This window comes from Neobacillus ginsengisoli (assembly GCF_030813055.1).
In genome coordinates this window covers 167,106-182,567 of sequence record NZ_JAUSTW010000004.1, presented here as the reverse complement: position 1 = coordinate 182,567, position 15,462 = coordinate 167,106, and the positions used below count along the sequence as shown (strand labels likewise).

Below are 15,462 nucleotides of genomic sequence, written 5' to 3'. Positions count from 1 at the left end.
CACAAATGCAGCTCGATCAGGACTTACTCTCACTTCAAGAGATGAGAGATGCAGTCAATGAAGCAAAAGAAGCACAAAAACAATATGAAGAATTTTCTCAGGAATCTGTCGATCGGATCGTGCAAGCCGCAGCTAAAGCAGCCTTTAGCAAAAAGGATGAGCTTGCTCAAATGGCTGTAGATGAAACCGGAATGGGAGTCTTTGAGCATAAGGCCATTAAAAACGAAGTGGCCTCCATAGGTGTGTATGATTCAATCCGCGACTTGAAAACGGTTGGAGTCATTCGGGAAAACAAAAAAGAAAAGGTCGTAGAAGTGGCCAGTCCTTTCGGAATCATTGCAGGGATTGTGCCAACGACCAATCCGACTTCAACGGCAATTTTTAAAAGTTTAATTGCTCTTAAAACAAGAAATGCGATTGTTTTCAGCCCCCATCCATCTGCTGCCAAATGCACTGTGGAAGCCGCAAGAATATGTCTGGAAGCCGCTATTCGTGCAGGTGCACCTGAGGGAATCATTGGGTGGATCAAGAAGCCGACAATGGCCGCAACACAAGAATTAATGCATCACCGCGATGTGAACTTAATCCTGGCAACCGGGGGAGGAGCTTTAGTCCGGGCCGCATATTCTTCTGGTAAACCTGCGTATGGAGTAGGTCCTGGAAACGTCCCTTGCTATATCGAGAAGTCAGCTGATATTACTAAAGCGGTTAAACGTATCGTCGATAGTAAAACCTTCGATAATGGAACGATTTGTGCGACGGAACAAGCATTGGTGGTCGATCGAAGCATTCGGGAGAACGTAATCCGTGAATTCAAGAAAAATGGCGCTTATTTCCTTAATGAAGAGGAAAAACGAAAGCTTGAACAGGTTGTATCACCGGTGCCGGGAAAATTAAACTCGAAAATTGTCGGCAGGCATGCACAAGTAATTGCAAAAATGGCTGAAATTGTTGTTCCGGCGGATACCCGGATTCTGATTGCGGAAGAAACAAAGGTTGGAAAAGAAGTATCGCTCTCGATTGAAAAGCTGGCACCCGTGTTTCCATTCTATACAGTTGATGGGGCAGGCCAAGCTTTATCAATTTGCGAGCAGTTATTGGCAATCGGCGGTCGAGGGCATACATTAGCGCTTCATTCGGAAGATGAACAAGTAATTCGTACCTTTTCACTCAAAATGCCGGTTTCAAGATTACTGATAAACACACCATCTTCTATCGGTGCGGTGGGCGGAACAACAGCGTTAAAGCCTTCATTAACGCTTGGATGCGGTTCCTTTGGCGGAAATATCACGAGCGATAACATTAGTGCCGAACACTTAATGAATATCAAACGCGTCGCATATGGGATAAAAGACATTGAAGTTCCGATGACACGAAAGACTGAACAATTGGAAAACACTTCTTTTTCCCCGGACCAAATCCAATTGGTAGTAGAAAAGGTTCTTGCCGGGGTCGGCAGTGGAGCTTCAGTAAATCAACAGACCATTACGCAAATGGTCAGCAAGGTATTAGCTCAGCTTTAAAAGCTAAATAAAAATATATATTTCTAAAATTAAAATATTGGGAGGAATAAAACATGTCAAGAGAACTTACAGCATTAGGAATGATCGAAACAAAAGGGTTGGTAGCATCCGTTGAGGCTGCAGATGCAATGGTGAAGGCAGCAAATGTACACTTAGTTGGGAAAGTTCATGTCGGAGGCGGTCTGGTAACAGTCCTTGTAAGAGGAGATGTTGGAGCTGTAAAAGCGGCTGTCGACGCCGGTGCTGCTGCTGCAGAACGAATTGGAGAGCTATTATCCACTCATGTCATCCCACGTCCACATAACGAATTGGAAAGCATTTTGCCGAAAATTCAAGCAGAGTAAGGAAGTGAGGGGTAAGGGATGAATTCCCATGCTATTCAATCAATTGTTGAAAAAGTGCTTAGAAAATTACAACAGGAAATGGAAACGCCATCGATTCCGATCGGCGTTTCCGCCAGGCACATCCATTTAAGTAAAGAGCATCTCGAGATGTTGTTTGGAAAAAATTATCAGCTAACAAAAAAAGCTAACCTTTCTCAGCCTGGTCAATTTGCTGCCACCGAAACGGTAACTGTAGTTAGTTCGAAAGGAAGTCTCGAAAGAGTCCGCATCCTTGGACCCATTAGGGGGGCAACACAGATCGAAATAAGTAAAACCGATTCAGTAAAATTAGGATTAAACCCGCCCTTACGTGAATCTGGCGATATTAAGGGATCAGCTGCAGCAACGATTGTAGGTCCAAAAGGGAGTGTTTTTTTATCGGAAGGACTGATTATTGCTCAAAACCACATTCATATGACACCGAAGGATGCCGAGCAATTTAACGTAGAAAATGGCCAATATGTAAAAGTCAAAATACAAGGACAGCGTCCGGTTCTGTTTGACCGGGTTCTCATCCGAGTTTCTCCACGTTATCAATTAGAAATGCACATTGACACCGATGAGGCCAATGCTTCATTGTCCATGACAGGTGACAATGCGATTCTTCTTAATCCGAGTGTACCAGTATGAAAATTGATCAACAGCTGTTAGAACAAATTATTCTCGAAGTTGCTGGCAGGTTAACTGAAAAACCAAAACTTTTATTAGTCTACGAAACTACAACAACGACAGAAAAAATCGAATATCTCACCTCGAAGTTTAAGGAACATTGGCGGGTAGAGGTATTTAACGCTGACGATGCCCGCCTCAAAGAGCAATCCGACTATCAGCAGCTTGTTTTTTTGGATGTAAACCAGGATTTACTTGCCAGAGGTGCAATGGGATTAACGGATACCCTTTCAAGCTCGCTGCTCGCGAAAGCCTTGCTGCATGGACAGTCAATCTTTTTTGAGCCTGCGAAAGATTTACAATGGCTCTTGGAAAAGCGGGATCAGTCTTCGATACCCGAACGAGTCAAGCGTTACCAGGCACAATTACTTAAGTATAAGAAAAAATTGCATGAATTTGGGGTTTGGTTTGGATTCGTAGAATACTTGCGACCGTCCCAGCATGTTTATGATCGTAAGTTGCTAACGGAAAGAGACATCCAGAAAATAAATACTTCTGAAATTTGGGTAGCATCAACTACCATTATTACTAATTTAGCTCGGGATGCCGCAAAAGAAAAAGGAATCCAATTTCGAGTCGATCACGAGGAGCAAATATAATGCAAATCGGTAAAGTTACTGGAAATGTTTGGGCCACACGTAAAGAGGATGGCTTGACTGGACTTAAATTTTTATTTGTACAGCTAGAAAATCCACAAGGAGTGCCTGTGGAAACTCCTTTAATTGCTGCTGACCGCATCGGTGCTGGGATTGGGGACCGAGTAATGGTTACAAGAGGAAGTGCAGCCCGTTTTATTTTTAAAAGTGAGGATTTGCCGATTGATGCAGTGATAATCGGGATTATAGATTCAATTGATGTGGAAGGTAGGCGATAAGGATGGGAAAAGCGCTAGGCATGATTGAAACAAGAGGATTAATCGGTTCCATCGAAGCAGCCGATGCGATGATAAAGGCCGCAGACGTCCAATTAGTGAATCAAGAAAAAATTGATGGGGGATTGGTAACAGTCCTCGTCGAGGGCGATGTTGGTGCTGTTCAAGCAGCTGTTGATGCTGGAAAAGCAGCGGCGCGGCGTGTTGGGCAGTTGATATCAGCCCACGTAATTCCCCGGCCTTATGATGAGGTTAGTACCGTGTTTAAAAAAAAAATGAACCAAGAGTCAATAGCAGATAAAAAAGCTGAAACACATGTTCAAAACGATGCAGGTGTTCATCCTCTAATCCAAGAGGGAGAGGGAATAACAGAAGCTAAAGGGGAGGAATAATCGATGAATTGGTCCTTAACCCTTAAAAATCGACATTTTCAATTTTCTTCATTAAATGAAGTGCTTGCTAAATCGAGTGAGGAAAAATCCGGGGACATAATGGCCGGAATCTCAGCAGAATCTTCCATGGAACGAATGGCAGCAAAAGTTGTTCTGAGTGAAATCCAGTTAAAAACAATCTATGAAAATCCTATTATCCCTTATGAAAAAGATGAAGTCACTCGTGTCATATACGATGACCTGAATCAGTCCATATATCGGGAAATCTGTGAATGGACGGTTGGTGAACTTCGTGAGTATATTCTCTCAAAGCCGAATGGTCTTCATGAACTATCAAGGATTTCTCAGGGATTGACGAGTGAAATGATTTCAGGTGCCGCAAAGTTGATGTCCAGCATCGACCTTGTTATGGCAGCACAAAAAATAAGATATCAAGCCCGATGCAATACTGTGATCGGTGAGGTGGGAAGGTTGGCTTTTCGCTGTCAGCCAAACCATCCGACCGACAACCCTGAAGGGATCCTATATTCTTTGAAAGAGGGATTATCGTATGGATCGGGGGATGCAGTGATTGGTATCAATCCGAATGTCGATACGGTTGAATCGGTAACGCGTCTGCTTCATATGACACATGATTTTATGGAAAAATGGAAGATTCCCACGCAAAACTGTGTTTTAGCCCATATTACAACTCAAATTGAAGCTTTAAAGCAAGGGGCCCCACTAGCGTTAATGTTTCAAAGCTTAGCAGGTACGCAAAAAGGAAATGAGGCGTTTGGCGTATCAAAAAGCTTATTAGATGAAGGACACGAGTTAATGAAACGATATGGAACCGCAGCTGGACCGAATCTTTTGTACTTTGAAACAGGACAAGGGTCCGAGGTTTCGTTGAATGCGCATCTCAGGGTTGATATGCAGACACTTGAAGCCCGCACATACGGGTTCGCCAGGCATTGGAAACCGTTCATGGTCAACAACGTATCAGGATTTATTGGTCCTGAAACGTTATACGATGGCAGGCAAATGATTCGGGCGGACTTAGAGGATTTATTTATGGGGAAAATGCATGGTTTACCAATGGGAATTGCTCCTACCTATACAAATCATATGCTTGCAGATCAAAACGATCAAGAAATCGCAGGAATGCTTACCACATTAGCTGGTGCGAACTTTTACATGGGTGTTCCTGGAGGGGATGATGTGATGTTAAATTACCAGGACACTAGCTTCCATGACGATGCGAGTTTGCGTGAACTATTCGGATTAAGGCCATTGCGTGAATTTGAACAATGGCTGGAACGAATGGGAATCATGGAAAACGGCAAACTCACAGATATTGCCGGTGATCTTAGTATCTTCGATTAAGAGGGTGAACGGATGAAATCGTTATCTACAGATAAAATCGCTGCGCTTGTGATCAAAGCAATTGAAGATCAGAAGTTTTTGTTTACCGAAGGAGACACGGTCATTCCTTCAGATGAAAAAATCATTACGTTCTCTGAAAATCAAGGTATAGGTGTAATCAATCCTCGCAACCGTGTTTCTATAGAACGGGCACAAGCAGCTACTCCTGCTCGAATTGGGATTGGAAGAGCAGGCACACGGATGCGTACATCCAGCTATCTCCGCTTTCGGATTGATCATGCTGCTGCACAGGATGCCGTTAGAAAAGATGTGAGCGGTGAAATTTTAAATCAATTAAATCTACCAATCTTGAAAACAGCTGCAGATGATATGAATACCTACCTAATGAGTCTGGATGCCGGAAGGAGGCTTAGCCCTTCCTCAATTGACTGGCTTGAGCGGAATGGAGAAAAAGACAATCAGGTTCAGATTCTTGTATGTGATGGGTTAAGTTCTTCCGCTATAGAAGCTAATCTGCCCGACCTTTTACCGGCATTGATGCAGGGACTTCAGCTCAAAAATATTCGCGTCGGTTCACCTTTATTCGTTAAACGGGCACGCGTCTGGGTTCAGGATCATGTCGCTTCTATTCTAAATTGCGATCTGGTTATTTCACTTATTGGTGAGCGGCCTGGTTTAGCTACAGATGAAAGCCTAAGCGCGTACATGGTATATCGTCCAAATGTAAAAACCGTTGAAGCCGATCGAACCGTTATCTCTAATATTCATAGAGGCGGGCTGTCTTCTGTTGAAGCGGGAGCCTATCTATCAGACCTACTAGAGGACATGTTAAAATTGAAGTGTAGTGGAGTTCAATATTCTCAAAAACGAGATCGTGAGAAAGATTAAGCAGTTCAGATGAAATGAATGCGTTTTCAAAATATTTACCATAGGGGGCAGGGATGAATGGCAATCGGGATTATATTAATTATCGTTACCTTGTTGTTTATGTTTGGAATCTTTATGAAAGCCAATCAGGGAATCAAGAAAGCTCGTAAAAAGGGGAATACCGGGGACGATTTAAATGCGTTTGGGTATAAGCAAGAATTATTACGCGATATGGGTGGTTTTTCAAACTTTGCTGTTTCGTTTTCTGTAATCTCAATTCTTACCGGAGGGGTCACTCTTTATGGTTTAGGTTTTAGTAATGGTGGACCGGCAATAATCGGAATTGGATGGGTGCTGGTAACTTTATTCTGTTTGTTTATGTCTGCATCGTTAGCGGAATTAACTTCTGCGATTCCGACATCCGGAGGTGTCTATCATTGGGCATCTATCCTTGGTAATCGTACAACTGGCTGGTTTTCTGCTGTCCTTAATACGATAGGACAAATTGCAACATTAGCTGGAATCGACTATGGTTTGGCCGGTTTTGTAGCTGCATTAATTTGGTCGAATCCTTCACCAACTGAGGTAAATCTTCTTTGTGCAGGAATCCTGTTAAGTCATGCACTACTTAATCATTTTGGCATTCATCTTGTCGCTAAGCTAAACGATGTTTCAGCTATTTATCATATGGTCGGTGTTGCCATAATTGTCTCGGCATTAGCTTTCTTTGCACCTAGTCATCATTCTATTTCATACCTATTTGATACAAACTTCTCTACCCAATCCAATAGTCTTCATATCCCATACGGAGTTGCTTTTATGTTTGGGCTTCTACAAGCGCAATGGACCATTACGGGGTATGATGCTTCCGCACATATTAGTGAGGAGACCCTCGATCCCCGTATAAGAGCTCCTTGGGGTGTTTATATGTCCGTAGTGGTTTCTGGAATTTTTGGATTCTTAATGCTTGCTATGGTTACGGTTTCAATCACAAATCAAACTGCGGTTGCTGCTGCCCCTAATGCGTTCCTCACAGCCGTTCAACAAGGGTTGGGAACCAAATTTGGATCTTTCCTCTCCTGGATGGTTTCTGTAGCAATGTGGTTCTGCGGTCTCGCATCTGCGACTTCAACATCGCGGATGATTTACGCTTTTTCGCGTGATAATGGACTTCCTATTTCGAAAATATGGGGAAAAGTATCACAGAAATTCCGGACACCTGCTCCGGCAATCTATCTTTCAGTGGTAGTGGCGCTTTTGTTAGGACTTCAACCTGGTGTTTATGCAGCTGTTACGGCAATTTCCGTAATGGGCTTACACACTTCCTACTTATTACCAATTTTCTATAAGCTGCGTGCAATCTCTCGAAAAGTTTGGACAGAAGAAGATAACGGACCTTGGCATTTAGGAAAGTGGAGTGTTCCTGTTAACGTCATCGCACTATTGTGGATTGTCTTTTTCGATATTTTGTTTGTCGTCGCTCCAAATGACGTGACTTTTGGTAGTTATACAATGCATTACACAACCGGGAAAGCATTTTTAATCATTATAGTGTTAATTGTCTTATTGTATTATTCCTTTGCACGGCGTTCTTACCAAGGTCCTCATTTAGGAACGTATGCTCATGTAAACAACCGGCTTAATAATAGAGACGTCCAAATAGAGGCAAATGAAACTGTATAGGAGAGAATATCTATGGGCTTTAAAAGGAGAAAAATTGCTGTCATCGGTGCCGGTTTTACCGGTGCTACCACTGCGTTAATGCTGGCACAGAAAGAATTAGGGGATGTCATCCTTCTTGATATTCCGAATCAAACAAACCCAACCCTTGGAAAAGCTTTAGATCTGCTCGAAGCAGGACCAGTGCAAAAATTCGATGTGAACATCATTGGAACATCGGATTACAAGGATATTCAAGATGCCGACTTAGTGATCATAACGGCAGGTATAGCTAGAAAACCAGGAATGAGCCGTGATGATTTGGTAAGTATTAATGCAGGCATTATCAAGGATGTATCAGAAAATATTAAGCGATATGCTCCCAACAGTTATATTATTGTCCTCAGCAATCCAGTGGATGCTATGACCTATGTGTGTTTTACGACTACTGGTTTCCCTAAACATCGTATATTGGGACAATCGGGGGTATTGGATACTGCACGTTTTAACACGTTTGTTGCCCAAGAATTAAACGTTTCCGTTGAAGATGTGTCTGGATTCGTGCTAGGTGGTCATGGTGATGATATGGTCCCATTGGTTCAATACTCATATGCAGGAGGCATACCGCTTGAAAAGCTGATTCCTAAAGAACGGTTAGATGTGATAGTGGAACGAACTCGAAAGGGCGGGGGCGAGATTGTCAATCTCCTTGGAAATGGCAGCGCCTATTATGCTCCTGCTGCTTCCCTTGTTCAAATGGCTGAAGCCCTACTAAAAGACAAAAAGAGAATTTTGCCTGCCATAGCATACTTGGAAGGAGAATATGGATATAAAAATCTATATTTGGGCGTTCCTACTGTAATCGGGGGAGAAGGAATTGAAAAAATAATCGAGATTCCTTTGAGCGATCAAGAAAAAAAGGCATTGGATAGGTCAGTTGAGTCTGTTCAAAATGTAATGTCGCTGCTAAAGCAATTGTAAATGGATAGATTTGTTTATTTAAAGTCTTTTAAAAGTATTAATGCAATGAGGCTAACTCAAATGGTGATTAAAAAAACCTATTGAGCTAGCCTTTTTTTTACTAATTTTTTCCATGAGTAATACCGGGGAAAGCTTCTTTAAGAAATTAAATTTCAATATCACTTTATTAGTTTACAAATAAGCTTATTTGTAGAAAATAATAACAATGAATCCTACAAAAGGTACTTACAAAAGGACGCAAAAATATGTTCAGAAAACCTAAATTTAAGCTGAGGGATAGTACATCACAGGAACAAAATGAATTAACTTCATTTAATAATCTTTTTGAATTAATTAAGAAATCGATGAAATCGGATGATTTCATTCACTACTGTTATCCGATATTAGAGCATGAGTATTGGATTTCGTACAATCAGTCCCTTGTAGATGCTGATGTTTTACATAAGGACATAATGTGTCATTTAGATAAGGCTCGAGGTACTACCTTAGAGAATATAAAATCTGTTTTACCAATTGAAAATATTATTATTACAAGCGATGTTAATATTATTAATTCAAAAATTCATACAGGTAATGTCGTCATTCAATTACATGAATTCGATGAAATATGTTTATTAGTGCAGGCAGAATCCCATCAATCACGTGCCATTTCACTGCCTGAAGTTGAATTTTCTGTCGTAGGGCCTAAAGAATCCTTCGTGGAGTCTATGTCGATTAATTTAAATTTAATCCGAAAAAGGATACCCATCCCTGAGTTAACTGTAAAACAATTTGAAATTGGCAGTTTATCGAAAACATCTATATCTGTTGTTTTTATTGAAGGCATCGCAAATGAAGAAAATGTAAACACGGTTCTTCAACGTGTAAAAGATATTGATTTTGACCAAGTCATTGACAGTTCATATATAACTCAAATGATTTCCGATAATCATTTATCCTTATTCCCACAGTTAGTGGATACGGAAAGACCGGATCGTGTTGCTGCCGTTCTTTCAGAAGGGAAGGTAGTGGTATTAGTAAATGGTTCTCCCCATGCTTTAATTGGGCCAACATCTCTGATTGAATTTTTTGCAGCCTTTGAAGATTATTTTTTAAACCCAATTATCGCTTCAGCTTTTCGAATCATTCGTTTATTTGCCGTAAGTTTTTCGATCCTTGTAACACCAATTTACGTTGCGACGTTAACATATCATTATGAATTAATTCCCAAGGATTTAATGGGAACGCTCATTACATCCAGACGTGAGGTTCCGCTTCCGCCGATTTTAGAAGCGATTTTTCTTGAATTAACGATTGAGCTGTTAAGAGAAGCGGGTGCCAGGCTGCCGACAAAGGTAGGACAAACTATTGGTATCGTGGGAGGGATTGTTATCGGAACGGCGTCAGTTGAAGCTGGTCTAACAAGTAATGTGTTACTGATTATTGTAGCTTTGGCGGCGCTGGCTTCCTTTACAACTCCTGTTTATCAAATGGGTAACACGATCCGTTTATTACGTTTTCCATTTCTTTTATTTGCAAACTTTTACGGCATGTTAGGAGTCGTTGTTTGTTTTTGTTATATGATTGCTCATTTACTGAGGTTGACCTCTTTAGGAAGACCATTTTTAGAACCGATTTATCCAGCCCGTTTGCAAGATTTAAAAGACGCATTTTTTAGGTTTTCGTTTTCAGCTAACCCCAATAGACCAATAAAACTGCAAACGGGAAATTCACTGCGTTTTAATCCTAAAAAAGCAAAGGAAAAAAAAGATGTTGATGAGTGATTGGTGTGTGAAGTGATGCAATCTACAGTTGAGGAAAGATTTAAAATTTCTCCTTATCTTGTTTTTTTCTTAATACATAAAATCCAAATGGGGGTTGGTGTTCTTACTTTTCAAGCTGAAATCGTCAAATGGGCTGGGAATGACGCTTGGATTTCGATCATAATATCAGGCCTGTATATTAATATTTTAATTTGGATGATGTATCGTGTGTTAAACAAGGAAAAGACAGATATCATTTCGATAAACAAAAACATATTTGGGAAGTGGCTTGGGAATATTTTTAATATTTTTCTTCTAGTGTATTTCCTATTAATATCAATAGTTGTCATAAGCTCATATTTTGAAGTTATTCATGTATGGATGTTTCCGAAAGTCAGTCTACTTTCGTTATGTATTATATTTATTCCTTTGTTTTATTATATCGTAGAAGGTGGATTCAGAATTGTAACAGGAATTTGCTTTTTCGGAGTAATGCTCCCGCTTTATTTAATTCTAACTTTACTTTTTCCACTAGAATTTGCTCATTATGACAATTTACTACCGATTTTTCACCACTCAATAAATGAAATCATGTTGTCGGCGAAACAAATGTCACTTAGTTATATAGGATTCTCCACCTTGTTTATCTATTATCCATTTATTAAGAATCCGGAGAAATCACAAAAATGGGCACAAGTTGGAGTTGCTTTTAGTATTTTTCTCTATCTCGCCACTTATAGTGTATCCATCGTATTCTATAGTGAGGAGCAGCTGAAAACAACACTTTGGCCAACTTTAGATTTATGGAAGATTATCGAAATGCCCTTTGTTGAAAGATTTGAGTATATAGGGATTAGCTCCTGGGCATTAGTTATCTTACCTAACATTACATTAGCATTCTGGGCATTTATGAGAGGGGCGAAACGAGTGTTTGGAGTAAAGCAGCGAAAAGCCTTGTTGTTTTCGCTTTTCGTTACGTTGCTTGTTGTTCCGTTTATTAAAACCCACAACCAAATACAACTATTAGAAAAATCACTTTCTTTCGCAGGATATTTTGTCTTTTTTGGTTACATTCCTTTCATCTTTATCAGCCATTTTATTTACAGTAAGGTGAAAAAAAACAAATGAAAAAACTACGAGTAAGATTTACCAATATTGGTTTCATCCTTTTATTAGCAGGATGTGCCTCAGAAGAAAAAATTATTGATGATATCGATCTTGTTACTGCTGTAGGCTATGATTATGTAGATGGCCATAATGTAATGGGGACGGTTTCTATACCTGTATTTAGACCAGATAAATCTATTAGTACTGAAACGTTTTCAGACGTTTCCAGCCTTATTCGGGAGAACCGGGCAAAACTTGATTCCGAGGCCGATAAACCTTTATTTAGTGGAAAGTTGGAAGTTGCATTGTACAGTAAAGAGCTGGCGCAGCATGGAATTTATCAATTTATTGATTATCTCAATCGAGAACCAAGTGTAGGTTCACGGGTTCTCATTGCTGTGGTCGAAGGCAATGCAAAAGATTTAATCAAAAAAAAATTTTCCACAACAGACACTGGTCTCTACTATTCAAGTCTATTGGAGAAACACATTAAAAAAGGGACGATTCCTAAGACGAATCTTCATCAAATGATGTATATGTATTTCTCAAAAGGCGGGGATCCATTTCTTCCCTTATTAAAGATGAAAAATAAAAAAGTAAAAATAGATGGCATTGCCTTATTTAAAGACGATAAATATGTTGGAAAAATTCCTTTTAAGCAAACCTTTGCATTTAAAACGCTCGTAGAAAACTTTGATTCAGGTATTTTCCCAATCCATAATGGGGATAAATCTGCAGTTGTTGAGAATGTTAGGGCAAAAAGGCATTATACAGTGGACACATCAAGATCAGTTCCCAAAGTTAACATTGATATCTCAATCGATGGTGTGATAAGAGAATATAAAGGAACGATAAATAATCAAAAAATGGTACAGGTTCTTGAGAAAGAGATGGAAAAGCAAATCACGAAAGATTACAAAAAGATTATCACTACAATGCAAGAACTAAATGTAGACCCAATTGGTTTAGGCGATATCATAAAAAGTCAAGATCGTTCATTTAATATCAATAAATATAAAAGTTATTATCGTGAGATACCAATTAAAACGAATGTGAAAATAAAGATTACTGAGTATGGGGTGACAAAGTAAACACTATCTTAAGACTAATAAGTAAGAAAGCCGAAGAATAATCTTCGGCTTTACTTAAAATTGAGTCATGGAATTACCTGAAATGTCATTCATAAACCTCATTAGTTTCAGAAGTACTCTTTCTTTTTCTCCAAAAAACAAAAACACCAACAATTACAATAAGAACAACCAAGGGAATAACAAACATTCTATACCTTTCAATATAATATATTACGTTACTCCATTTATCCCCAAGTGTATTTCCTAATGTAATAAAAGTGGAACTCCATATTAGGGCGCCAATATAGGCGAATAAAGCAAACTTTTTATAGGAATAATTGTTGATCCCGGCTAGATAAGCTGTGATATGACGGACACCTGGGATAAAGTAACCGATTATAAGCAAAAAAGGTCCTAATTTGTTAAACAAGTTTTTAGTTCTATTGATTTTTGCTTCATTAATATGCAATTTTGGACCATATTTCTTTAAAAATGGTAACCCTAATTTGATTCCCAAAAAATAACTAAGCGAAATGCCCCCTATCGCTCCAGTATAGGCACTGACTAAAGATGGGATATACGCCATTTTTCCAAGGTAAACGTTAAACCCAACATACGTAAGAAGAACCTCATCAGGTATAGGGAGTCCAATAATTCCGCCTATTAATGCCAAAATGATTCCGAAGTACCCGAATCGCCCTAGAAGATAATCAATTTGCTGCCCCAATGTAACCATCCCATCTAAAAAGATAATTGTTATCATATTCTTCTTTTAACCCGATATATATTATTTGTATTAATCTATTTTTTATTCATATACACCTGAAAAAGTAATTTGTGCTTTTCTGTCCATTGTATTAGTTTAACTATAAAGAACTTCATCATACAAATGGTCGACAATTTTATTTGCTAAAGAGGGATTAATGTGTTGAATAAAAGGACATTCATGTATTTATGTATTTTTCTTTTTTTCTTTCAATCATCTGGAACAGTTATATCTACTTTTCTACCATTATATTTTCAGGGACATGACCTATCAGGTACAAAAATCGGTTGATTAATGGCAGTTGGACCATTCTCTTCGCTGTTGTCACAACCTTTTTGGGGTTACATCAGCGATAAATACAAAACGATAAAAAAAGTGATGATGATCTGTTACTAGGTGTATTGATTAGCAGCATTGTATTATTTCAAGTGAATTCTTTTTGGATACTCTTACTACTGTGCGCGATCTTTTTTTCCTTTATGTTGCCAGTCGGAGCATTAGGGGACAGCTTAGCGTTAAACACATCACAATTAGTCGGAACTTCGTTTGGCAGAATAAGAATGTGGGGGTCAATTGGTTTTGCACTAACATCATTATTAGGCGGACAAATCCTGTCGCGTATTGGTGTTAACCATTTGCTATATCCATATTTGGCGGTGTCATTTTATATAGACTCTTAAGCTATTTTTCTTTTGCCGGTTGTTTATGCTTCATTGCATACAAAACCTTTTCAACTAAAAAAGTGATAGCCTCTTAGCTGTTCTTTTAATCTTTTAAAAATAAAGGGAAGGTGATTTCACCTTCCCATTTCCATTTTTAAGATCGTTGAATCGCAGAAGAAGAGAAGTTTTTAACCATTTTCTGCAAATTTCTATGAGCTTCCCGTAATCTAATTGTTTCTTCGAGGATTTTTTGGAATCCTTCCAAATCTCTATCAGATGCATTTAATAAGGATTTTGGTATACCTTCGACGATTTGTTGTAGGGTTAATTCCATGCTCAAGCCAATGACCACCTTTCAACTTTTTCGTAGACATCTGTAGCGTCTTTCTTAATAATTTTAAAAAGAGTTGATTTTTTCCTGCCATCACTGTAAAAAACTTATCTACATTTCTCCCTAGATTATTTAAGGAATAGTAGTAATTTTTCTTTTTCTTACAAATAACGACAGCAAACTGGAAGGGGTTTAAATTTAATTGTAGAAAAATTAGTACCAAAGCTTTAGGCTTCTTAAGTAAGTACATAAAATGAACTCGACAGTATCAATCCTATCATAATCTCAATTTGTCATTTTGTAATGTTCATAAAACACTTTAAAAAGTCGTTCATCTCCGCCTCGATCAGGATGAAGGGCTTTGAGCAGCTTTTTAAACTCTTTTTTAATTAATTCTTGATCAGCTGCAGCATCTAAGCCTAATAAAGAGTTATAGGTTAGGGGATTTGAATCTGCAAGAGCATATTCTGCTTGCAGCATTCTCTTTAATGAACGGACTTTTGCTTGTTCAATGCGAATCGAAGTTTTTAATTCTTCGATTTCCTCTTTTAATTTCTGATTGTCATGAAATGTTTTTTCCCATTGCAGAAAATCAACACCGAAATGTTTACTTTTTTCTTCTATTTTCTTTTCCAGTATAAATACTGCTAAATCACTAGGGGTGATCAGGTAGTCAATATTTAAATGTTTGGTCCTCTTCGCCTTTATTTTCCCTTCCAAAATCCAGCGTATGACTGTATTTTCACTATCAGTTATGCCCTCCGACTTCAGTTGTTCTGTAACTTCTTTAACATTTAACATATGCTCAACTCACTCTATATATCGTGGATATCTCCTTTTAACAATACTAATTTCAATTTATCATAGATAAAACTTTACAGTTTTACCAGACTATTTAATTTATATTAAAAATTAATTTCAATCATAACGAATCTAACTTTTTTATTAAAATTGTTGGAATTTGTTGAGATATGTACTTCAACATTTTATTATCATCTTGACTAAGTGTAAAAAGTATCTTTGTAAATAAAGGGATTTTTGGAAAATACTACGTTAGGACGATCGAAGGGACGA

17 protein-coding genes are annotated in these 15,462 nt (G+C 38.7%); 14 read left to right on the top strand and 3 right to left on the bottom strand.

What is annotated here, in order from left to right; translation table 11 throughout:
* Positions 1 to 5 precede the first annotated feature (5 nt).
* The 13 genes from J2S10_RS13220 to J2S10_RS13160 all read left to right on the top strand — a co-directional run bounded on the left by J2S10_RS13220 (position 6) and on the right by J2S10_RS13160 (position 12,650).
* A complete protein-coding gene (locus J2S10_RS13220) occupies positions 6 to 1,523 on the top strand; it encodes an acetaldehyde dehydrogenase (acetylating) (RefSeq protein WP_307408440.1) in 1,518 nt (505 codons plus the stop codon).
* A gap of 53 nt (positions 1,524 to 1,576) precedes the next feature.
* On the top strand, positions 1,577 to 1,867 hold the full coding sequence (locus tag J2S10_RS13215) for a BMC domain-containing protein (protein ID WP_307408437.1): 291 nt from the start codon (positions 1,577 to 1,579) through the stop codon (positions 1,865 to 1,867).
* An 18-nt stretch (positions 1,868 to 1,885) separates the two neighbouring features.
* On the top strand, positions 1,886 to 2,536 hold the full coding sequence (pduL, locus tag J2S10_RS13210; protein WP_307408435.1) for a phosphate propanoyltransferase: 651 nt from the start codon (positions 1,886 to 1,888) through the stop codon (positions 2,534 to 2,536).
* Entirely contained in the window at positions 2,533 to 3,174 is a 642-nt protein-coding gene (locus J2S10_RS13205; RefSeq protein ID WP_307408433.1) for a hypothetical protein, read from the top strand. The genes pduL and J2S10_RS13205 overlap by 4 nt, the downstream gene beginning before the upstream one ends.
* Positions 3,174 to 3,449, top strand: a complete 276-nt coding sequence (locus tag J2S10_RS13200; protein ID WP_307408431.1) for a EutN/CcmL family microcompartment protein — start codon at positions 3,174 to 3,176, stop codon at positions 3,447 to 3,449. Before J2S10_RS13205 ends, J2S10_RS13200 begins: the two co-directional genes overlap by 1 nt.
* 2 nt (positions 3,450 to 3,451) lie before the next feature.
* On the top strand, positions 3,452 to 3,838 hold the full coding sequence (locus J2S10_RS13195) for a BMC domain-containing protein (RefSeq protein ID WP_307408429.1): 387 nt from the start codon (positions 3,452 to 3,454) through the stop codon (positions 3,836 to 3,838).
* Positions 3,839 to 3,841: 3 nt separating this feature from the next.
* Entirely contained in the window at positions 3,842 to 5,203 is a 1,362-nt protein-coding gene (locus J2S10_RS13190; RefSeq protein ID WP_307408427.1) for an ethanolamine ammonia-lyase subunit EutB, read from the top strand.
* A 12-nt stretch (positions 5,204 to 5,215) separates the two neighbouring features.
* Entirely contained in the window at positions 5,216 to 6,091 is an 876-nt protein-coding gene (gene eutC / locus J2S10_RS13185) for an ethanolamine ammonia-lyase subunit EutC (RefSeq protein ID WP_307408425.1), read from the top strand.
* Positions 6,092 to 6,148: 57 nt separating this feature from the next.
* Positions 6,149 to 7,753 carry an amino acid permease gene (locus tag J2S10_RS13180; RefSeq protein ID WP_307408422.1) on the top strand — a complete coding sequence of 535 codons (1,605 nt, stop codon included), beginning with the start codon at positions 6,149 to 6,151 and terminating at the stop codon, positions 7,751 to 7,753.
* 12 nt (positions 7,754 to 7,765) lie between these two features.
* Positions 7,766 to 8,710, top strand: coding sequence for a malate dehydrogenase (mdh, locus tag J2S10_RS13175; RefSeq protein ID WP_307408419.1), 945 nt, complete (start codon positions 7,766 to 7,768; stop codon positions 8,708 to 8,710).
* A 245-nt stretch (positions 8,711 to 8,955) separates the two neighbouring features.
* Positions 8,956 to 10,473 carry a spore germination protein gene (locus J2S10_RS13170; protein WP_370876200.1) on the top strand — a complete coding sequence of 506 codons (1,518 nt, stop codon included), beginning with the start codon at positions 8,956 to 8,958 and terminating at the stop codon, positions 10,471 to 10,473.
* A 15-nt stretch (positions 10,474 to 10,488) separates the two neighbouring features.
* On the top strand, positions 10,489 to 11,580 hold the full coding sequence (locus J2S10_RS13165; protein WP_307408416.1) for a GerAB/ArcD/ProY family transporter: 1,092 nt from the start codon (positions 10,489 to 10,491) through the stop codon (positions 11,578 to 11,580).
* Positions 11,577 to 12,650 (top strand): Ger(x)C family spore germination protein, encoded by a 1,074-nt coding sequence (locus J2S10_RS13160; RefSeq protein ID WP_307408414.1) that lies wholly within the window; start codon positions 11,577 to 11,579, stop codon positions 12,648 to 12,650. The genes J2S10_RS13165 and J2S10_RS13160 overlap by 4 nt, the downstream gene beginning before the upstream one ends.
* 85 nt (positions 12,651 to 12,735) lie before the next feature.
* On the opposite strand, the gene J2S10_RS13155 is transcribed toward J2S10_RS13160, so the two are convergent.
* A complete protein-coding gene (locus J2S10_RS13155) occupies positions 12,736 to 13,392 on the bottom strand; it encodes a DedA family protein (protein WP_307408412.1) in 657 nt (218 codons plus the stop codon).
* Positions 13,393 to 13,796: 404 nt separating this feature from the next.
* On the opposite strand from J2S10_RS13155, the gene J2S10_RS27440 reads away from it, so the two are divergent.
* Entirely contained in the window at positions 13,797 to 14,075 is a 279-nt protein-coding gene (locus tag J2S10_RS27440; RefSeq protein WP_370876199.1) for an MFS transporter, read from the top strand.
* A gap of 136 nt (positions 14,076 to 14,211) precedes the next feature.
* Here J2S10_RS27440 and J2S10_RS13150 read toward each other — a convergent pair whose 3' ends face one another.
* Together J2S10_RS13150 and J2S10_RS13145 are read right to left on the bottom strand one after the other, a co-directional pair.
* Positions 14,212 to 14,397: a hypothetical protein gene (locus J2S10_RS13150; RefSeq protein WP_307408410.1), complete on the bottom strand. Its 186-nt coding sequence runs from the start codon at positions 14,395 to 14,397 to the stop codon at positions 14,212 to 14,214.
* A 276-nt stretch (positions 14,398 to 14,673) separates the two neighbouring features.
* Complete coding sequence (locus J2S10_RS13145; protein ID WP_307408408.1) at positions 14,674 to 15,189, bottom strand: J domain-containing protein; 516 nt, start codon at positions 15,187 to 15,189, stop codon at positions 14,674 to 14,676.
* Positions 15,190 to 15,462: the final 273 nt, after the last annotated feature.